This window comes from Pseudomonas sp. S3_C06 (assembly GCF_054667675.1).
Genome location: NZ_CP162747.1, coordinates 941,618 through 962,370 on the forward strand (window position 1 = coordinate 941,618; position 20,753 = coordinate 962,370).

General features: G+C 60.3%; 18 protein-coding genes. 4 read left to right on the plus strand and 14 right to left on the minus strand.

Annotation, left to right across the window (positions count from 1 at the left end):
• The first annotated feature begins 29 nt into the window (after positions 1–29).
• Together AB4N44_RS03995 and AB4N44_RS04000 are read left to right on the plus strand one after the other, a co-directional pair.
• Positions 30–3,725 carry a hypothetical protein gene (locus AB4N44_RS03995; protein ID WP_460110125.1) on the plus strand — a complete coding sequence of 1,232 codons (3,696 nt, stop codon included), beginning with the start codon at positions 30–32 and terminating at the stop codon, positions 3,723–3,725.
• A 404-nt stretch (positions 3,726–4,129) separates the two neighbouring features.
• Positions 4,130–4,489, plus strand: coding sequence for a DUF6124 family protein (locus AB4N44_RS04000; protein WP_460110123.1), 360 nt, complete (start codon positions 4,130–4,132; stop codon positions 4,487–4,489).
• Between the two features lie 126 nt (positions 4,490–4,615).
• On the opposite strand, the gene AB4N44_RS04005 is transcribed toward AB4N44_RS04000, so the two are convergent.
• From AB4N44_RS04005 to AB4N44_RS04070, 14 genes are all read right to left on the minus strand, one after another.
• Entirely contained in the window at positions 4,616–4,801 is a 186-nt protein-coding gene (locus AB4N44_RS04005; protein ID WP_150751066.1) for a hypothetical protein, read from the minus strand.
• The gene (locus tag AB4N44_RS04010) at positions 4,786–5,766 is read right to left on the minus strand and encodes a LysR substrate-binding domain-containing protein (protein WP_460110121.1); all 981 of its coding nucleotides are present in this window, start codon (positions 5,764–5,766) and stop codon (positions 4,786–4,788) included. The genes AB4N44_RS04005 and AB4N44_RS04010 overlap by 16 nt, the downstream gene beginning before the upstream one ends.
• Before the next feature lie 156 nt (positions 5,767–5,922).
• Positions 5,923–6,870, minus strand: coding sequence for a peptidylprolyl isomerase (locus tag AB4N44_RS04015; protein ID WP_460110119.1), 948 nt, complete (start codon positions 6,868–6,870; stop codon positions 5,923–5,925).
• Complete coding sequence (locus AB4N44_RS04020; RefSeq protein ID WP_122595734.1) at positions 6,867–7,337, minus strand: YbjN domain-containing protein; 471 nt, start codon at positions 7,335–7,337, stop codon at positions 6,867–6,869. The genes AB4N44_RS04015 and AB4N44_RS04020 overlap by 4 nt, the downstream gene beginning before the upstream one ends.
• Positions 7,338–7,354: 17 nt before the next feature.
• Positions 7,355–7,984 (minus strand): DNA repair protein, encoded by a 630-nt coding sequence (locus AB4N44_RS04025; protein WP_460110117.1) that lies wholly within the window; start codon positions 7,982–7,984, stop codon positions 7,355–7,357.
• Positions 7,985–8,001: 17 nt separating this feature from the next.
• The gene (locus AB4N44_RS04030) at positions 8,002–9,699 is read right to left on the minus strand and encodes a putative porin (RefSeq protein ID WP_122608459.1); all 1,698 of its coding nucleotides are present in this window, start codon (positions 9,697–9,699) and stop codon (positions 8,002–8,004) included.
• A 39-nt stretch (positions 9,700–9,738) separates the two neighbouring features.
• Positions 9,739–10,443: an energy transducer TonB family protein gene (locus AB4N44_RS04035; RefSeq protein WP_127928074.1), complete on the minus strand. Its 705-nt coding sequence runs from the start codon at positions 10,441–10,443 to the stop codon at positions 9,739–9,741.
• A 3-nt stretch (positions 10,444–10,446) separates the two neighbouring features.
• A complete protein-coding gene (locus tag AB4N44_RS04040; RefSeq protein WP_007915482.1) occupies positions 10,447–10,872 on the minus strand; it encodes an ExbD/TolR family protein in 426 nt (141 codons plus the stop codon).
• Between the two features lie 11 nt (positions 10,873–10,883).
• The gene (locus tag AB4N44_RS04045; RefSeq protein WP_127928076.1) at positions 10,884–12,680 is read right to left on the minus strand and encodes a DUF2341 domain-containing protein; all 1,797 of its coding nucleotides are present in this window, start codon (positions 12,678–12,680) and stop codon (positions 10,884–10,886) included.
• A 14-nt stretch (positions 12,681–12,694) separates the two neighbouring features.
• The gene (locus AB4N44_RS04050) at positions 12,695–14,293 is read right to left on the minus strand and encodes a ShlB/FhaC/HecB family hemolysin secretion/activation protein (protein ID WP_127928078.1); all 1,599 of its coding nucleotides are present in this window, start codon (positions 14,291–14,293) and stop codon (positions 12,695–12,697) included.
• A 56-nt stretch (positions 14,294–14,349) separates the two neighbouring features.
• Positions 14,350–14,961 carry a transposase gene (locus tag AB4N44_RS04055; RefSeq protein WP_007915478.1) on the minus strand — a complete coding sequence of 204 codons (612 nt, stop codon included), beginning with the start codon at positions 14,959–14,961 and terminating at the stop codon, positions 14,350–14,352.
• A gap of 273 nt (positions 14,962–15,234) precedes the next feature.
• Positions 15,235–16,443 carry a DSD1 family PLP-dependent enzyme gene (locus tag AB4N44_RS04060; protein ID WP_177413906.1) on the minus strand — a complete coding sequence of 403 codons (1,209 nt, stop codon included), beginning with the start codon at positions 16,441–16,443 and terminating at the stop codon, positions 15,235–15,237.
• A 74-nt stretch (positions 16,444–16,517) separates the two neighbouring features.
• Complete coding sequence (locus AB4N44_RS04065) at positions 16,518–17,846, minus strand: D-arabinono-1,4-lactone oxidase (protein ID WP_177413907.1); 1,329 nt, start codon at positions 17,844–17,846, stop codon at positions 16,518–16,520.
• 76 nt (positions 17,847–17,922) lie between these two features.
• Positions 17,923–18,279 (minus strand): c-type cytochrome, encoded by a 357-nt coding sequence (locus AB4N44_RS04070; RefSeq protein ID WP_127928084.1) that lies wholly within the window; start codon positions 18,277–18,279, stop codon positions 17,923–17,925.
• A 365-nt stretch (positions 18,280–18,644) separates the two neighbouring features.
• Here AB4N44_RS04070 and AB4N44_RS04075 point away from each other — a divergent pair, with 365 nt between their 5' ends.
• Positions 18,645–20,270 (plus strand): NADP-dependent glyceraldehyde-3-phosphate dehydrogenase, encoded by a 1,626-nt coding sequence (locus AB4N44_RS04075; RefSeq protein ID WP_127928086.1) that lies wholly within the window; start codon positions 18,645–18,647, stop codon positions 20,268–20,270.
• A gap of 130 nt (positions 20,271–20,400) precedes the next feature.
• Positions 20,401–20,751 (plus strand): DUF3302 domain-containing protein, encoded by a 351-nt coding sequence (locus tag AB4N44_RS04080; protein ID WP_038368661.1) that lies wholly within the window; start codon positions 20,401–20,403, stop codon positions 20,749–20,751.
• The last annotated feature ends 2 nt before the right edge of the window (positions 20,752–20,753 follow it).

The window sequence follows — 20,753 nt, forward strand, 5'->3', positions numbered from 1 at the left end:
GTCACTTTCCGCTACGGAGTCCCCCTCCCATGTCCGCCAAAGACCAGCCTGACAACGCCCCACTGATCCTCAATGAACTCAAGATCCCCGGCCGTACCGGGCCAGTGTCCGAAACGCCCAAGGTCTGGGGTATCAACCGCGCCGCGGCGCTGGACAATTTTCCGCGTCAGGGTCTGTTGTGCCAGGCCGGGCCTTGGGCGCCGATGAATCGCCTCGACAAACTGGTGATCTACAAGGACAAGACCCAGGAGATATTGCCAAAAACCGTTGATGAGAACGAAGTCGGCACCGAGCTGCAAATGTTCGTGGAGGCGCGGCATATCACCGAGGGCACATACACCTTGTCCTACAGCGTTACCCGCCTGGGCGGGACGGCCGAAGATTCGCTAGAGATGCAGGTGCTGGTCAAGCTCACTCGCCCAGGTGGCGAGGATCATAGCGAAGAGCCGGGGCATCCGGATCTGGTCATGACCATCCCTGAGGAGATTCTCAAGGATGGCATCGACATGGATAACGTCGCCGCTGGCGTACTGATCACCATCGGCAACGCCGATGGCAAGCCACCCTATCCATTCGCCGCGGCCGGCGATGTGATCCGGGTTAGCTGGGGCGGCGTATTTGTACTCAGCGCCCCGTTGACCCAAGCGCAGGCTGATGGCACGGACTTAATCACCGTGAAGATCGAGGAAGGCAAAATCCGCAAGGCCGGCGACTCCGACGACTCGGGTCTGGCTGTGGTTTTCGAGGTTTACGATCTGGTCGACAATCGATCGTCGGACTGGAGTGTCGAACAACGGGTGTTGGTGGCAGTGGACACAACGCGCTTGGTCGCGCCATTGCTCAAGGAGGCGCTGAACAATGTGCTGGACGTCGACAAACTGGGCGACGCCGACGGCACCGCGCAGGTCTGGGTGTTAGGCTCCTCGTTCAAGGTCGGCGACATCCCCATCCTGACAATCAAGGGAACACCACAAGAAGGCCCGCCGGTTGATATTGAAGTGCCGGGTGAAGCCTTGGTCAGCGTGCCGACCACCCATGAAACCAAAATCGCCAATAGCCTCCTGCGCCAATTGGCAAAAAGCCAGATCGCCCTGTCCTATCGCCTGAAAAAGGCCGATGGCTCTGCTGATCTACCTGCCAAAACCCAGTTCATCAGCGTCGTCGGCGAGGTGCAGCGGCTGGAGGCGCCCGTGGCTCTGGACGCGAAGCAAGGTGCACTGGACCCGCTACTGCCACAAGTGCGCATCGAAGTTCCGTTCGACGCCTCGTTCTCCGCAGGTCAGGTCATCAACCTGTTCTGGCTCGGCACCCGCCCGGACCTGGAAGCCTACCTGCCTACCCTGCCGCCGCGGCTGATTACCCAAGGCGATTACGACGCCAAGGAGCCGCTGCTGATTATCGTCGACAAGAAGCACCTGACACCGATCAACGGCGGCAAGCTGGAGCTGTATTACCAGTTGCTCGTTGAAGATTCGGTGTTCAACCAGATGGATCGGTTCCAGCAGACCCGCGCCATCCGCGAGTCGAAACATGCCGACATCCTGCAGATCGGCGAACCACGCAAGGAATTGCCTGAGCCGACAGTTGACGGGGTGGTCAACGGCGCCCTGCCAGCCGATACCAGCAGCACCACGCTGACCGTGAACTACCTCAAGACGTTCAAGGACGACATCGTCACCCGCTTCTGGGAAGGCTCGATCACTGGCGTAAGCAACGACTGGGTCAAACTCAGTGCCATCACCGCCGGCCAGCCTGTGCCGTTCACCATCAAGGCCGAACTGATCAAGGGCAATGAAGGCGGGACAGTGAAGGCGTATTACCAGATCGAGCGCGCGGCGGGCGGGACGAGTTATTCGGATACGTTGGAGTTCAGTGTCGGGGTGGCGCTGGACTTGAAGGTGCCCGGGGTCAAGGAGGCGAATGGCAACAGCCTCAACCCGCTCGCGGCCAGGGACACCTTGACAGGGGTCATCCCGGCTTACGACAACATGACCGGCACGTCCGTGAAAATGACCTGGGCGGGCACGCCCGGAGAGGGGAGTCATAGCACCGCGTGGATCCCGGTAACGGCCCAAGGGAGTCTGGAGGTCCCGCTACCGAATGCGCTGGTGGCACGTAACCTGGATAAGCTGGTCAACCTGAGCTACGGGGTCAAACGCGGCGGGACGGAGCAAGACTCGGACAAATTTGACCTGGCGGTGCTGCCGATTCGGGATGGGGACTCGGCCCTACCTAGCGCGATCATCAACGGTAACACCGGCCCTGAGTTGGAGGTCACGAACCTACCGGCCAACGCCCAGACCCTCATTGCCGCTTGGCCCTTGATTCGTGCAGGGCAAACGCTTTGGCTGCGTTACTTTGTGGACGGTAACGCCAATCCGATCAGCGAGACCTACAAGGCGACACCGGTGCCCGCGGAAGGGGTACCCGGTGGCATGTCTCCGAATACCCCCGTGACCGAACTGCAAGGGTTGGCCGATGGAGCCCGGCTGCGGATCGAATTCAAGGTGGGCTTTGATGGCAGTACCGATGAAAGCAAAGCAGTACGTTTTCAGGATCGCATCTATATCGTCAAGGCGGTGGAGGATCTGAAGCCGGTCATCACCTCGGTCAAGGGCTCTCCGAGCGGTGCCGAGATTCCCGATGGCACCTCCACTGAGGAAACGGCAGGCACACTGGCCGGCACAGCGAGCAAGGGATTGCAGATCGAGGTGCTCGATAACCGGACTGAATCCAAGGGAAAGGCCACTGCCGATGGGAACGGTCAGTGGAGCCATAAAGTAGCCGGGCTGCAGGAAGGTGCGCACAGTTTTACGGCCAAGGCGTTGTATGGCTCGGGGCAAGTCTCTGTGGCACGGACGTTTACGGTAGAGGCAGCGCAAGCGGATGTGCGGCCGGCAATTGTTTCGGTATTAGGCCAGAACGGTGAAATCAATAACGGTGCGGTGATTGAAGACACTTCTGTAGTGCTCAGTGGCACTGCGAAGGCCAATCATAAAATTCAGATCTTTGAGAATGAGCAACCCAAAGACGAGGTCAACGTCGACCCTAATGGTGATTGGGTACAGCCGCTAGCGAACTTGAGTAAAGGTACGTACGTGCTCAAGGCTCGTGCACTGTATGGTGCGGGGCTGGACTCGAATATTCGGTTCTTCACCATAAAGAGCCCTGGGTCTGATTTGGAATTTGACGAGCGACCGGCTTCAATCAGTGCATTCCGGCACATCTTCTCCGACCATCCAGATTTTGAGCCCGTTAACCCTTCCGCCGGTTCCTTTCTGGATCGCCCAGCCAAAAACGGCATACCGCCCTATCAATATAAATCCGACAATACAAACGTGGCTTCTGTAAACAAGGACGGGAGAGTTTACGCTTATAGAAACGGTGAAACTGAGATCAGCGTGACAGACAGCACTGGAACAACCAGGAAGTTTGAACTCACAACATCCGGGACTTTCTACGAGTGGAAATACATAGGAGGAAGACTAAGTCACCCAACCGCTAAGATAGAAGCGAGTAATGCTGGCGGAATTCTACCATCACTGGTTGAGTTGCAGAGCCTACGCCAAGTATATGAATCGGAACCAAACAGCGCTGGTGACACATGGACATCAACAGCAGGTAGTAGTGGTAGTGGTTACCACTACGTCCTTAACCTCAAAACCAACAACAGCTATTTGGAAGCGTCAAGTCTCGAACATAGCGCGTACGCCTTATTCAAATAATCAATAATAACCAGCAAAAACCGGAGCAGATTTAATTATCTGCCCCATTAAACAGCGGTGTGTAACAGACAAATCCAGACACTCTCGCAGGCTACAAACCCTTGCGCCATTACCTACAGCCAAGCCAGAATCCGCCGGCTTGTGCGCCTTGGAGTCGGGTTCTATTGTGGTGCGGTCGCTGACGAATCAGCGATCGGGTTTCGCAGCCCGGACCAATCAAGGCGCACAGCGCTCCCAATCGTTGCTATCAAGATTTATGCAACGGTGCTTCATGGCGGCTGTGCGCGGGATACCTTCGGGTATGCCGGGTTCCTTGATTCCCGGTCTGCGAACCTGCGTACAGCTGCCACCTCTCTTCGTTTCGCAGCGAAATGTGGCGGCTCCAACAATCAAGGAGCTTCACCATGATCAAACCAACACCCAACCCTCCCGAAACCGACCCCACCTCCCCCTACGAATCCCTCGATTCGAAAAAACTCCACGAAGCCGCCGACCGCGCCCTCGATCACTACCTCTGCCCACCCGGCTCCACGCCGCCACCGCGCAAGACCCGCCGGATGTACGCCGTCACCGCCGACTTCAAAAACGAAGAACTGCTGGCCGATGCCAGCGAAACGCTCGCTTGCGCCAGAACCATCGCCCATGACTTCGCCCACCTCATACCCGCGTCACAGCGCAGGACGCTGTTGGGGATCGCGCAACTGATCATGCTGGGCGAACTGGCGGTGAATCGGGTGATGGATAATCTGGAATTGCCGCAGTAGCGCCTCCTCCCGATGATCGTTCCCACGGCTGCGTTTGCACCGCCGAATGTGTGAGAACGGGCTTGCCCCCGAAGGCTGAATGACAGGCGCAGCAATCTTCAGACAAACGAAACCCGCCGTTCCGACTCATCGGGGCGGCGGGTTTTGTTTTTGTGTCGAGTTTGTCGATGCGGCGGCTGTCAGGCTGGCATCGCTGGCATCGCTGGCAAACCAGCTTCCACAGGGTTCGCGGTGTGCCCACATCTCATCAGTGATGATAGTCATCGCCAGCAGGCTGGTTTCCAGGGGAATCTCGTTCAGGACTGAAACCATTCGTGGCGTTCGTTGAAGGTGTGGTGGATGAGGTCGGTCAGGGTTTGGACTTCGCTGATATTTTGTGAGTCCGCGTTGACCGCCAGCCACGCCTGCAATTGCATGGGTTCGGCGAATAATCCGGGTAGCGCAATCAGACCACGATCAAACCGGCTCATATACGCCGGCAGCAAACCTATGCACGCGCTGCAGCGAATCATCTCCAGCATCAATTCATACGACTGCATCTGCACCACCCCGGCCAGGCGCTGTTCAACCAGTTCATTCCACGGACGAAAGCTGTCGATCTGCCGATCGTGCTGCCATTGCACGAGCATGAAATCGGCGAGGTCATCAGGCGTGTCCGGGCGGGCGGTGACGCGGGAGTAGCGTTTGGCGATGTGTGGCAGGTAGTCGAGGCGCGCCAGCGCTTGCGGTTCGCTGGTGGCGAAGGTCGGGCCGGGGTGTGGGGTGTCACCGTGGGCGAGCCAGAGGACGATGTCGGCGCTGACCGCGCGCAGGGACAGTTCGCTGTCCAGCGCGATGATTTCCAGGCGTACGCTGGCGTTGCGGCGCAGCAGTGCGATGAGGTCGCGGCCGAGGATGTCGTGGAGGATCGATTCGGCGACGGCGAGGCGAATCAATGGTTGTTCGATCACCGGGAGTTTGCGTTCGTTGGCCAGCGCCACGAGTTTGGCCTGCAGTTGCTGGCCTTCGCGGGTCAGGCTCAGGGCGCTGCCCTGGAAGCTGAACAGCGTGTGTTGCAGTTCATGCTCAAGCTGCGCGAGTTGTTTGCGCAGCAAGGTCGAGCGCACGTTGAGGCTGCGTGCGGCTTGCATGAAACAGCCGCAGCGGGCGCTGACCAGGAAGTATTGGGCGACGTCGGCGTCGATGGTCGCGGCGTGTGCGAGCCACGGTTCGCTGTTGTCGTGTGGCCAGTGGTAATCGGGGTTGCCCTGTCGTCCTGCGGGTTCGGTGAATGACATCGATGACTCCCTGTCGATCTTTGTATTTGTCTTACGCAGCTCCCTGTAGGAGTGAGCCTGCTCGCGATAGCGTCCGGTCAGTTGACATTGACTAACCTGACCCACCGCTATCGCGAGCAGGCTCACTCCTACAGGGGGTTTGTGGTGTAGGTGAAATCAGTGTTTTTCCTCTAGGACTTTGTTGAGTTCAGCGCCGTCGATGCTCAGTGTTGCGGTGTTGAGCATGCCGTCCAGATAGGCTTGGGCGATTTGCTCCTGGCGTTGCGCACGCAAGGCCTGGGTCAGTTGATCGCGCAGTTCATCGAGGGTTGCGGTACGGGCGGGTTGTTGCTCGGTGAGCTTGATCACATGGAACCCGGCGGCACTTTGGACGGGATCAGAGACGGCGCCAACCTTGAGCCGCGCCACGGCGCTTCGCACTTCCGGCACCAATTGCTGCAACGGTTGCAGACCGCTATCGCCGCCGCGTTCAGCGGTGACGCGATCCTGCGAATATTGAGTCGCCAGCGCGGCAAATTCCGCAGGCGTCGCCTGGGCTTTTTTGCTCAGGTCAAGCGCCTGCTTGCGCACCGATTCAAGATTCTGCGGATCATTGACGCCGAGGAAAATCTGACTGACCCGATACAACGCCGGGGTCTGCCAGCTTGCCTTGCCCGCGTCATAAGCCTGCTGCAATTCCGCTGCACTCGGATAATCCGCCGGCACTTGGCTGACCGAACGCAAGTAATCATGGAACACAATCTGCTCAGTCGCCGCACGGGTCTGCCGGGCAACGTCCGGGCGCTGCGCCCAGCCTTGGGCATCGGCCTGTTCCAGCACCGCTTTCTCGGCCAGACGCGTGCGAATCCAGCGCTCCAGCGCTTCCCGATTACCACGCAATTGTTCGCGGGTCTCTGGCGGGACTGTCGCCAGCAACGTTTGAAGTTCCGCAGGGGTTACCTGCTGATTACCCAACCGCGCCACCGCCGGCCCCGTTGCAACCACCGCCACAGACGACGATTGCTGGGCGGCGACCGGGTCACTGCCCGGCCGCACCACCAGCGCCACGGTCACCACCAACAGCGCCACTGCCGCAGCGCTGATCACCATGGCAGGCTTTTTCACAGCGCGACTTCCTCTTGCTCAGCGACGGCGACTTTGGCGGTCTGCGCGCTGCCGTTCTGGGTGAAGTCACGCAGATAAACGATAAACTCTTGCAGCAGGCGATCCCACAATTCCAAGTTGCCACGCAGGTGATCATTGCTCACGCCCGCCGCCACCACCACGTCCATTTCCATCACCAGAAACTCGCCCTGCAACGACAACCGCGCAAACCGGCGGCTGGCGTTCCACTGCTCGGCCACACCCTGTGGCAACTCACCCTGCACCCGCAGCGCACAGCTGAAAGTGAAATCGACGTAGCTGCCCTGCTCCACCGCCGGATTACCAAAGCGCACGGCGTAGCCGATGCCCTGGCTGGCGCTGAGCAACTGAACAATACCGTTCTGCTCGGTTTCGTTGACGCGATAACCCGCAGCTTGCAGGACTTCGGTCAGGGATTTTGGCGATACGTGGCTGATCAATTGAGTCATTGTTTCTTCCTTGTTCATCAGTGTGCGAGCGCGGCTTGCGGCGCGTCGAATTGAGTCTTGTAAAGGTCATCGCCGAACCCCTGGGCCAGTTCATCGAACTTGACCCGGGCGCTGCCCGCGAAGGGCTGGCGGATCTTCATCACCTCGGCCACGTCGATGTTTTCGTAGGCAGTGAGGATCTGCTTGGCAACGCCGTACATCTGCTGATTCTTGACTGAACATTGCTGCACTTGTGTGTCACGTTCAGCCAATTGCGCTTGAAGCTTAGACCGTTCTGCCTCTTTGGCACGGGCCATGACCAGCAACTCGTCATAGGCCTTTTTGAACTTGCCGGTCTGCTCGGCGCTGGCCGCCACTTGTGCCTGCGCCTGGCTGTGCAGGCTCTGTTGCTGTCCGGCCAATTGCTCGGCAACGCCTTTGACCTTGGCCAGCTCAGCGCTCAATTGCTTGATTTGCGCCTGCGCAGCCTTGGCTTCGTTTTGCGCCGCCAGTTGCGCGGCGCTGGCCTGGGCCTGCTGACTTTGCAGGGCCTGCAACTGTTGCGTGGTGCTGCGCAATTGCGTGCGCAGGCGTTCTTCCATGCCTTCGGCGTTCGCACCGGTAGCGCACAACAAGCCGAGGCTCAGCCACAACAAACGCGTTTTCATAACCCTCTCCCGGCGCCTTAGAAGCGCGTGTTGATCTCAAGCTGCAAGACGTCGATGTCGAACGGCGCGCCGTACACCGCTTCGGTGCTCATCCAGCGACCGGTGGCGTAAACGTTCTTCGCCAGACCGTAGTTGCCGCCGATGAAGTAACCCTTGGCATTGGTGCCGCCGAGGTGGAACGAGGAGTCGTTGAAGCCGTCCGGCAAGGCATCGGGCTGGATGTACTTGTAGCCAGCGAACATGTTCCAGTCGCCCTGCTTTTTCAGGTCCAGCGCGCTGCCGAGGGTGAACTGCACCATCCACGCATTGGCGCCGCTTTCGATGTCGCCGTTGCTGTCGAGGTTGTTGACGATCTGCCCGGCCGAACGCTTGCGCATGTCGCCTTCGTCGTAGGCGAGGTTGTGGATGTAGTTGCCCTGGCTGCGCAGTTTGAAGTCTTCCGGCAGGTCGGCGTCCCACACCACGTTCAGATCAAGCAGATTGAACTCCGAAGCGAGGCCAACAAACTGCGGCTGCGGCGTGGTGGTCGGGTTGAGCGGATTCGGCGTGATGTCGCGCAGCAAGAACACGCTGTTGCCCTTCTGCATGAACGCCGCGCGGCTGCCATCGCTGTCGCAACCCGGCGCGCCGGCCCACGGTTCGCAAGGGCTGGAACGCTGGCCTTGAATGTCGTCGAAACGGTAGTAAGCCAGCGCACCTTTCAAGCGGTTGTTACTGTTGATCGCCCATTTGGCGCCGATCTGCGCGCCGTACAGCCACTTGTTGTCGCTCTCTTCCTTGTCGAAGCCGTTGCTGCTGGCGGTGTCGTTGGTGTAGTCCACCGGGAACGCACCGACGGTGCCGAACACACCCCAATCGCGGTTGAGCTTGTGGTCGAAAATCGCTGCCACGCCGTCGAAATTCAAATCGTTGGAATAGAGCATGTCGGTGGACATGAACGGGTTGGCGAAGCGCCCGCCGGTCAGAGTCAATTCATCCGTAGGCTTCCAGTTCAGATAGCCCTGATCGAGCCAGATGTCCTTCTTGGCGAAACCGCCGCCGAGGCTTTGTGTGGTCGACACCGGGTTGTTGTCCGAGCCGGTGCCGATACGAATACCGGCGGTCCATTGCGGTGAAATCTCCGCTTTCATGCCCAACCGTGCGCGGATGCGGAACTGATTGGTGCGGTCTTCGCGGGTGTTGAGCAGCGGCGGCAGATTGGTGCTGCTGTTCGGATTGACGTCGTACGGGCCGTTGTTGTTGAGCTTGGCGAAGTCGACGATCTCGTTGCTGTTGCTGTCCGAGTAGTAGCGCGATTCGTTGCGCAAGCGAATGTCGCCGTCGAAACTGATGCGCGCCGCCCATTCCGGGAAGCTGTTGGGCGCGGCCCAGTTTTCCTGTTTGGCAGTGGCCATGACTTCGGCTTTGACCTGGTCGCGGATCTGGTCGCGCACCGCTGCCGGCACGTATTGCACACGGACATCGCCCGGCGCCGCCACTGGCCCGGCCGCCACGGCGGTGGATGCCGCAGCTTGTTTGGCCTGCGCCGCTTCGTTCTGCGCCTGAGCGATCAGCGCGTCGGCCTTGTCCTGTTTCAAAATGCCCTGCTCGACCAGCAAGCGGATCAGATTGATCGTGGCGTTCTCCGAGGGCGCGGGCGCTGCCACGGCCTGACCGACCAGGGTCGCAATGACCATGCCGACCGCCAGGGACAATCGATTCACGTTGGAAATCATCTGCACACAACTCCTTTTGGCAAAGCGTAAATAAGTGAATTAACCCGGACGCCGCCCTTGCAGGGACAGGCGCACAGGCAACGTGATGGAGGCCGGTGGCCGTTCACTCAGCGCCGGGGCACCGCGCAGCGCCGCCAGCACCTGAGTATCGATTTCGGGATTGCCGCTGGACTTGATCAGCTCGACCCGGGTGATCTCGCCAACGCTGCTCAGCCAGACATCGGCCTGCAGCGAAAACGCAAGGTTGCGCAGTTCGGGGTTTTCACGCAGCAAGCGCTGGAAGGTGAACGCCAGAAACTGGCTGTACGTCCCCGTGCCCAAACGTCCGCCGCCAGCTCCGGCCATGCCGCCACCCTTGCCCGCGCCGATGTTGAAGGCGTCGCTGCCGCTTTGAGCATCGCCGTCCATTTGCATCGGGTTGGCCAGATCGTCCGCCGGGGATGGCGGCGCTTCTTCCTCGGGCTTGACCTCTTCTGGCTCGGGCGTTGGCTCCGGCTCGACGACTTTTTCCTCCACCGGAGTTTCTGGTTCTGGCGGTTTTTCCGGCGGCGGAGGTGGCGGTGGCGGCAACGGAATGATCGTCGGCACCTTCGGCGCTTCGCGGCGGATGCCGCTCATGTCATTGGCCCACTGCCACAAAAACCACGCAGCGAGCGCGCCGATCAGCAAGCCGGCGCCCCACTTCGCATAACGCAGCACTGGCTTTTTCACCGGCAGCGGCTCGATCGGGAGTTGTGCGGTCATGACTCAGCCCTGACTCGGTTTGCCGGTGACGAGACCGACCTGGGACAGTTCGAGCCGGCGCAACAGATCCAGCACTTCGATGACTTTCTGGTACTGCACCGTCGCGTCGCCGCGCACGATCACCGGGAAATCCGGGCTCTGCGCCTTCTCGATGCGCAGGCGTTCTTCGAGCTCGGCGAGGGTCACCGGGTAGGCGTCGAGAAACACCTGACCGCCGTCGTTGACCGAAATCGCCTTGGTCTTGGCCTCGGACAGCGACACGGAAGCGCTGGCCTTGGGCAGGTTGATCTGGATCCCGGAGACCTGCGCGGTGGCGGTGAGGATGAACATCACCAGCACCACCATCAGCACGTCGACCAGTGGGGTGATGTTGATGCTGTCCACTGCTGCATCTTCGTCATCGTCGTGGGAGGCATTTACGGACGCCATGTCAGTGCTCCTCAGGCCGGTAGAGAGTGGTTGGCGTGATGGCCGCGATGCGACGACTCACTGAACTGACTCTCGCCGTGCATCTCCGCCAGACGGGTGATGAACTCATCGACGAACACGCGCATGTCGGCGCTGACTTCCTTGTTGCGCGTGATCAGGCGGTTGTAGCCAAACAACGCCGGGATCGCGACGAACAGGCCCATTGCCGTGGCCAACAACGCGGCGGCCATACCGGGAGCAATGGCGTTGATGTTGACGTCGCCGGCCATTGCGGTGCCGAGGAACACCACCATGATCCCCAGCACGGTGCCGAGCAGGCCGATGTACGGGCCGCCGGCGATGGCGTTGGACAGGGTCGAGAGTTTCGAGCTCAGTTGCTGGTTTTCGCGGGTGCGCACGCCGTCCATCGAGCAGCGGATCGCTTCGATGGTTGCGGCGGAAACCGACGAGGTATCAGCGCCCTGCTCGCGGCGGGTGCGGATCTCTTTGACTGCCACCAGATACAGGCGCCACAGCGACGAATGCTGCAGGCGTTGGGCGAGTTGCGTGTCGTCGGCGAACATCTCCAGACGTGTGCCGACCTTGGCGAACTGCACGCGGAAGTCTTCGTTGGCGGCAGACACGCGGCTGAGGCTGCGGTTCTTGCGCAGCATGATGATCCACGACTGGAACATCATCAGCACCAGCACGGCGATGATCACCCAGGCGTCGATTGGCACCGCATTGAGCAGGAAGCCGAGGCTGCCGAAACCGAAACCGGATTGTTCTTCGTCGACACCGTAAGCGACCAGTTTCGACTCGGCGCCTTGCGAGGTGGCGTCGGCGAGCAACAGCGCTGCCGGGCGCGAAACCTTCGACAGACGCAACTCATCGATAGCGCCCACGAACGGCTGGAACGGACCTTCGTGCACGTCAGCGCCGATGGCCATGACCGAGTTGAAGGCCGGCATCGCCTGGGCGAGCGTGGCCGCTTCGCGACCGTTGATGAACAGGGTCACTTTCGCGCCTTCAGCGGTCAGCGCGACGTGCTGCCATTGGCCGGGATTGAGCGCTTGCGTGGCGACAGCGCGTTGGCCATCGATTTCCACGAACGGCACGCCTTGGTTGGCGCCGATCAGCAAACTGTTGGCGCCTTCGCGACGGGCGAGAATCAGTTGCTCGCCATTGGCTTGATCCAGGCGCAGCCAGGCACTGAAGGTGAACGAACTGCCGGCGTTGTGTTGCAACGAAGGGCTGGCCGGCAGCAACAACGGCTGGCCGCTGAACTGCAAGGCGCGCCCTACTACGCCGTCAATCGCCGCGCCGGTCGCGCTTTGCGCAGTGTTGCCATACGCGGTGGTGTCTTTCGCCGGGGTGCCGGTGGCGCCGTCGAAGTGATACAGCGCGGTGTAATTCGGATCAAAGGTCAGTTGGCCGTTGCCGGTCGCCGGGGCCTTCTGATTGCCGTAATACATCCAGATGTCCTGGCGCTGACCGCCCTCGACATTCGGCACATCGACCCAGATCAGCGCCATGCCCATCAGCGCGTCGAAACTTTCGATCTGGTGGTTGAGCACGGTCTTGTCATCGGCGGCGACGAAGCGCAGATCCGCGCCGTCCTCTTTCACGCCATCGAAGGTGAAGTTGCCGGTGTGCAGGCGCACCAGTAACGCGGTGCGGCCGAGGGCCTGATTGATCGCCGCGCCTTGCGGCGTGGTGTCGACGGCAATCTGTTTGCGGTAGTGCCAGTCGTCCTGCCACCAGGCCTGAGCCGTGGCCGGGAGCACGAAGCCCAGGCAGATCAACAACGAAAGAAAGAGGCGCTGCATGAACGTGCTCCTTGTCAGAAAGTGGCTTGAAGGTTGAAGTGCAGGCGCGATTCCTGTTTCGAGGTGTTCGGCCCTTCGAGTAGCGGGTAGCCCCAGTCGAGGCTGCCGGATAGCCATTTGCTCAGGCTGGCGCGGGTGCCGAGGCCGACGCTGGCCAAGGCGTAATTGGCGTCCTGATCCGGCAGTTCGTCGCGCAGGTAAAGTTGTGCGCCTTCGGCGAAGGCATAGAAACGCCAGTCCTGCATCCACGTGCCGGCGTACTTGGCCAGCGACGGCGTGCGCACTTCCTGACTGAGCAGCAAGCCGTCATCGCCGGTGCGTTCGGCTGCCAGATAGCCGCGCACTGAAGTGGCGCCGCCGGCGGAGAATTGTTCGTTGGAAACCAGTGGCCCGGACGCCAACTGGAACGCCGCTTTGCTCGCGCTCTGCCAGTCGCTGTCGAAGGTCCAGGTGTAATTGGTGTCGCCCTTGAGCACGGCGAAACTCGGTTTGGCGCGGTAGCGTTTGTAGTCGAAATCTTCGTCGGAACTGCCGTAGCCGAAGATGCTACGGGTGGCGGCGACCAGGCTCAGGCCGAGGCCGAGCTGGCTCTTCTCGGTGTAGCGATAGCCGTTGTAGGCGAAGGTGAACGGTGCGTATTGCAACGGGACTTTGTCGCTCTCGCCGGACAGGGTCAGACGTTCGTCGAAGTCCTTGAAGTCGATGCCGGCCGACAGCGAGTTCGACCAGTTGCCACTCGATGGCAACGTGTAAATCGCCGACACGCCATAGGAATGGCCCTTGCCGAGCACGTTGCTGCCGCCGATGGTGGCGACGTTACTGTCGGACTGGTAACCGGAGAACTGCACACTCCAGCGATCGGTCAGCGGCGCGGTGTAGGAACCCGACCAGACCTTGGCGTTGTCGGTTTCCTGCGGCGCGGTGAAGTACGTCAGCGAGATGCTGTGGCCGAGCTGCCAGAGATTGTTGTAGCCGAGGCTGGTGACGGTGCGCAGCTTTTCCGTGTCGGCGCTGTAGTCGTTGTTGAGGCCGACGCTGGCGGTCCACGGATTCTGGTCTTCGACCTGCAAATCGACGTCCATGGTGCCGGGGCGCTGACCCTCGCGCACCAGCGGCATCACTTGCCGGCCCGGCGTCTTGTTGAGCTGCGCGAGTTCGCCCTGGACCTTGGCGAAGTCCGGTACCTCGCCTTCCTTCAGCGCCGGGACGTCGTCGCGAATATCCAGCGGCGAATAGTGTTTGGCGCCGACCACACGCACGCGGCCGACCTTGGTTTCGCTGACTTGCAAGTAGACGATGCCGTCGGCCACCGCTTGCTCCGGCAGCTCGACGAACACTGATTGATAGCCGCGCTCCTGATAGGCCTTCTGCAAGGCGTCCCGCGCGGCTTCGATATCGGTGAGGGCTTTTTGCGGGCCGAGGAACGGGTACACCGCTTCTTCAATCGCCCGCGCATCGAGCACGGTGTTGCCGCGCACGAAGTATTCGTTGACGTCGACCAGACGCTGGGCCGCCGCGTTTTCGGCAGCCTCTTCGGCCAATGCCGGCTGCGCGCCCGCCGTCACCAGCAGCCAGCCCCACAGCGCCAGCCGTGACTTGAAAATCGGTTCCACACTACCCCCTGAATTCGCGATGACCTGTTGGCGTTTCGAACGCCGCGTGTATGGCGTCAATTGCTGGCTGTCGAGGCGCAGGCGTGTTTGCCCAGCCACGTGTGCAAAAGCGCGAAGTTCAGCGAGAACTCGGGCATTTGCAGCAACGCGCCGCAGAACACTTCGCCAATGATTTTTTGAATGAGCAGCACCGCCCGTGGCTCGTTGAGCAACGTGGCAATGTCGCGACTGAGGGCATTGAAGCTCCAGACTTTCTGGTTCAGGCCAAGGCCAACGAACCAGCGGAACAGCAGGTTGTAGTTGAGCTGTTCATACAGTTGCTGTTCGCTGGGCACCGAATACAGCAGTTGCAGGAGCAGGATGTGCATCACCGTTTGCGCGGGGATCAGCATGCCGGGCTCGGCATTGAGGTCGTGCAGGAGCTCGCGGTGGGCATCGAGCAAATCGTCGATCTGCGGGCGCAGCAACACCAGCGAATGGCCCGGCGGAATGTAGCTGGAAACCTCTTTCAAGGCGCCCTGCCAGTCATCCTGCGAGACGATCCAGACCCACGGCGCTCCGTAGCGATACACCGAAACCGGCTTCTTGCGCGCGGCTTCGACGATCTTCGACAGGCGTTGATCGAGTTCCTGCATGCCCACTTTCGAGTAGCGTTCCATAGTCCCCATTGCCTCACTCCCGGCGTCCCGCCTCGGCTTGTGAAAAGCGCCCTGTTGGGCCCCTCAAGCGCGTTACATAGGCATGACCGGACTGGCGATGTGCTACCGAACTTTTGTCATAAAAGCTTCATTACAGAATTGATCGGGATTTAACAGACAACACAAAACCCTGTGGGAGCGAGCCTGCTCGCGAAAGCGGTGTGCCAGTCAATTAGAAGGTGACTGACGGGACGCTTTCGCGAGCAGGCTCGCTCCCACAAGGGGATTGTTTGTGGTTGGAAGTCAGGTGTAGACGGGCCAGGTGTCGACGATCTTGCCGTTGCGCACGGCGAGCAGATCGCCGAATTGCAGGAGCACGGCTTCGGTCTGGGTCGGGCGCAGGAAGACTTGATCTTCGATGGTCAGGCCGACGGCGCTGGAGCCATTGACCATTTCCTGATTGGAGCTGCGGCCATACACGCCGTTGCTTTGCAGACCAGCGGGCGATTCGAACTCGGCCATCCAGTTGCCGCCATAGATGAAGAAAGTCTGACGCTGATTCGCGTCCCACCACGAGAACAGTTTTGACTTGTCATCCAGCGCCGGGATGTTCACAGCCCCCGTGCTTTTTAGAACTGGCGTGGCGATGTAGGTCGCGGGCACATGCGCGGTGAGCGATGGCAAATCATAGTGCGTCGGTTTGAGCATCGCCGTGCCCACAGAAACCTCGGTACTCAGTTTCTCGTTTTCGTGAATGCGATAACTCGGGCTGCCCGCGGTGTTCAGGCACAAACCGTCATGCCACAACACGGGAAATTGCTGCCGGGTGAAATCGACGCAGCGCTGATAAATCACCATGACCTTGGCGAACAGCTCCTCGGGCGAGCCGAGAACTCCCGGCACGCCCATGCCCACGAATGGGTCGTAACCCATGAACCCGGCGAATTCCAGATGCTGCGGGTTGGCGCTGATCAGCGTGAGCATTTGCCCAAGGACATTCACATCACTGACGCCGCCACGATGCAGGCCGACATCCAGTTCGATGTTGATGCGCATCCGTGTGCCCAAGCCCTGCGCCAACGCAAGGTATTGCTGCAAACGTTCAGGACTGTCGAGCAGCCATTGCAGTTGCTTCGCGGGATCGAACGGGCCTTTGTGGGATTGATAAAACAGCTCTGCCGAACGCACCGGCAATGGCTTGCCGAGCAGAATGTCGGACTGCGGAAAAACCTGCGCATCGTGATTGAGAAACGGCTGATGAAACGACATCAGCTTCTGCGTTCCGGCACGTTGTGCGATGTAGCTCAACAGCCCCGGTGACGGCAGCGACTTCTCCACCAGACGCAATTGTTTGCCGCCGCGCTTGACCGATTGCATCACCACATCAATGTTGTGATCGAGACGATCGAGATCGATCAGCAGCACCGGGCGCATCGGGCCGTTTTCCTTTAACTCTTTGTTCAGTGCGCGGAAATATTCGCTGTACGGCGCACCGCGATCGCCCGGCCGCAGCCACGCGCCAACACCCACCAACAACGCGCCGACACCCAATGTACCGAGGAGAAAATTGCGTCGATTGACCGCCATCAACTCACCCCCAGAATCGACGCCAGATGCGCATTGAGAAAGCGTCCGCTCGGATCCAGCGCCTGGCGCACGTCGACAAACTCGCGCCAGCGCGGATACAGCGGTTGCAGGTTTTTTGCGTTGAGCGTGTGCAATTTGCCCCAGTGCGGCCGGCCGTTGTACTTCCAGAAGATCGGTTCGACCGCCGCAAAGAAGTTGTGATGATCCATCTGATAATGCTGGTGCACCGAGATCGAACAGCTGTCGCGGCCCTCGAACATGCTCAACGCAATGTTATCCGCCTTGACGTAGCGGTACTCGATGGGAAACCAGGTGCGCAGGTCCTTGTCCTGGATCAGCTTGAGAATTTCGCGCAGGCACGCCGGGCCGTGTTCGGCTGGCACGGAATATTCCATTTCGTTGAACCGCACGGTGCGCACGTTGGCGTAGATGTCGAACGAGTCGCCGACGCGGTCATCGAAACTGGCCAGATGGCGCAAGCTGTTGAGCAGCGTGCGGCGCAGGTCGGGTAAGTCGCTGCCGTACTTGTCGATCTTTTCGATCAGGGTGACGAACTCGTTGCCGCCCTCTTCTTCCGGACTGATCGGCGGCGTGGCCGGGTCGTCGGTTTCGTTGAGGGCGATGGACAAGGCGTAATCGGAATGGGTGACGACGAGCATTTCCCAGTGCTGGTTTTCACTTGTGTTCTTTTCGAGGTCCTCGAGCAACTCTTCGGTCTTGGCGATCCATTGGCGTTCGCGCAAGCGGTATGCCGGGCGGTTTTGCAGGCGAATTTTCGTGGCGACGCCGAGCGCACCGAGGGAGACGCGTGCGGCGTTGAATACTTCCGGATGCCGTTGGCTGTCGCAGTCCAACACTTCGCCATTAGCCGTCACCAGTTGCAGGCCGCAGACATGCGCCGAGTAGGACTGGAAGTTTTTTCCGGTGCCGTGGGTCGACGTGGCAATGGCTCCGGCGAGGGTCTGGTAATCGATGTCGGCCATGTTCTGCAAAGCCTGGCCGATGTCCTTAAGCGGCTGCCCCATGCGTGACATCGGTGTGCCGGCGGCGAATTCGGCTTGCTGGGTTTTCGCGTCATGATCGAGCAGACCATTGAAGTAGCTCAGCGACAACAGCGTGCCGTCGGTGGGCACCAACGCGCTGAAGGAATGCGCCGAACCGACCGGGCGGATCTTGCCTTGTGCCTGCTGGATAGCGGCCACCAGCTCATCAAGATTCTTCGGCGCCAGTCGCGCCGCCGGCAGGCAACTCTGCCCGCCCGACCAGTTGCGCCACGGAATCAACCGTGGCGCGCGCAGCAATTGGCCCAATGCCGGGTGACTCACCAGCGCACTGAACGCACCGACGATGCTTGCCCGTTGCAACAACTGACGCCGTGTCAGATCCATGGTCATGCCGGGCACCTTATTGTGGGAGGGGCTGGTCGGCCATGAAGCCGATCAATTGCAGGAACTGTTCTTCCGAGCACTCGACGCACTGGCCCATCGGCGGCATGCCGTTGTAGCCGTTGATGGCGTGGTCGAGCAGCGTGTCGGCGCCCTGCCGGATGCGCGGTTCCCAGGCTTTGCGGTCGCCGGTCAGTGGTGCGTTGGCCGCCGGGTTGGCGTGGCAGAGCTGGCAGCTGTTGGTGTAGATCTGCGCCAGTGCCGGGTCTTTGGGCATGGCGTTGTTGTGGATGGTGGCCGGGGGTTTGGGGTCTTCGCCGCAGCCGGGCAGCGCCACGGCCAACGCCAGCAGTAGAGTGAGTCGGATTGCCCGCATAACGGCCTCGCTTATTGTTGTGCTCACACCTTAAGGCAGCGGCTGCTACGGGTTGAGGGCATTGCGGGACAGCGAGGGGGGCAAACGGGGCCAGCCCTCTCCCCCGATGATCGTTCCCACGCTCTGCGTGGGAATGCCTCAAGGGACGCTCCGCGTTCCAATGGGACGCAGAGCGTCCCGGGCTGCATTCCCACGCGGAGCGTGGGAACGATCAGGCCAGCGGTTTCGTGCTCTCCTTAAAGCTCTGTTTTGCGCCTCTGCGTGACATTCGGGTGACATTTGCGGGTTTAAATTCCGGCGCATTCAGGCGTATAACCTGTGAAGGCTTTTTGATCTGCATACGGACATCAACACGGGGTAGCGACATGACCACAGCAAACATCCTTGGCAATCTGTTCCCTTCTGTCAGCGACATCCCGGAAAAATACCGCCTCGACGCTCAGGTCGAGCAACGCGAATATCTGGTCGACGGCCAGTTGCGCCGCTGGGACGGCCCGCTTGCCACCGTGCGCAGCCCGGTCTATCTGAAAGGTGACAACGGCGACGAACAAGTGATTCTCGGCAGCACGCCGCTGCTCGATGCCGACACCGCCCTCACCGCCCTCGACGCCGCCGTCCGTGCCTACGACCGTGGCCAGGGCCTGTGGCCGACCATGCGCGTAGCCGAACGCATTCAGCACGTCGAAGCCTTCCTTGGCCGCATGCGCCAACAGCGCGATGCCGTGGTGAAGCTGTTGATGTGGGAGATCGGCAAGAACCTCAAGGACTCGGAAAAAGAGTTCGACCGCACCTGTGACTACATCGTCGACACCATCAATGCACTCAAGGAACTCGACCGCCGCTCCAGCCGTTTCGAGCTGGAACAGGACACCCTCGGGCAGATCCGCCGCGTGCCGCTCGGCGTCGCCCTGTGCATGGGCCCTTACAACTATCCGCTGAACGAAACCTTCACCACGCTGATCCCGGCATTGATCATGGGCAACACCGTGGTGTTCAAACCGGCCAAGCTCGGTGTGCTGCTGATCCGTCCGTTGCTCGAAGCGTTCCGCGACAGCTTCCCCACCGGCGTGATCAACGTCATTTACGGCAGCGGCCGGGAAACCGTCAGCGCCCTGATGGCCAGCGGCAAGATCGACATCTTTGCGTTTATCGGCACCAACAAGGCTGCCAGTGACCTGAAAAAACTGCATCCCAAGCCTCACCGCTTGCGCGCTGCGTTGGGTCTGGATGCGAAGAACCCCGGCATCGTCTTGCCGGAAGTCGATCTGGACAACGCCGTCAGCGAAGCGGTCACCGGTTCACTGTCGTTCAACGGCCAGCGCTGCACCGCGCTGAAAATCCTCTTCGTCCATAAAGACGTGGTCGACAGCTTCATCGAGAAATTCAACGCCAAACTGGCCACGCTGAAACCGGGCATGCCGTGGGACAGCGGTGTGTCGCTGACGCCGCTGCCGGAATCAGGCAAGGTCGATTACCTGCATGGTCTGGTGGCGGATGCGCGCAGCAAAGGCGCCGAAGTGGTCAACCCGAATGGTGGCGAATCCCGCGAATCGTTCTTCTACCCGGCGGTGCTCTACCCGGTGAATCCGCAGATGCGTGTGTATCAGGAAGAGCAATTCGGCCCGGTCGTGCCGATCGTGCCGTACCGCCATCTCGATACCGTGATCGACTATGTACTGGAGTCGGATTTCGGCCAGCAGTTGAGCATCTTCGGCACCAACCCGGTGGCGGTCGGCCGACTGGTCGACACCTTTGCCAACCAGGTCGGGCGGATCAACCTCAACGCGCAATGCCAACGCGGTCCGGACACCTATCCGTTCAATGGCCGCAAGAATTCGGCGGAAGGCACGCTGTCGGTACACGATGCGTTGCGGGTGTTCTCGATCCGTACGCTGGTGGCGACCAAGTTCCAGGACAGCAACAAGGACCTGATCAGCGAGATCATTCGCGGACGTGATTCGAGCTTCCTGACCACCGATTACATCTTCTGATCGACTGTCACCGGAATCGTGAATAAGCAAAAAGACGACGGCATCCGCTTCTGATCCAAAGTCGCCAAGCGCCCGGCAAATCAGTGGCTACACTGATGCCAGCACTGTGCTGGATGCCGGGAGCTTGACCATGCTGGATTACTTTGCGCTAGGGGTTTTGGTGTTTGCCGGGCTCGTACTGTTTTACGGGATCATCGTGTTGCACGACATTCCCTATGAGATTGCCGTTCATCGTAAACACCCGCATCAGGATGCGATCCATGCCACTGGCTGGGTCAGTCTGTTCACGCTGCATGCGCTCTGGCCTTTCCTGTGGATCTGGGCGATGGCCTATCGAGAAGATCGCGGCTGGGGTTTCGGTGACGGTAAATCCGTGCAAAACCATGTCGTTCGCCTGGAGCAACAGGTGGTCGAACTGCAAGGACGCCTCGAACGACTCGAAGCGCTGAATGCCACTGCTCCCCACAACCGGGAGGGCTGAAC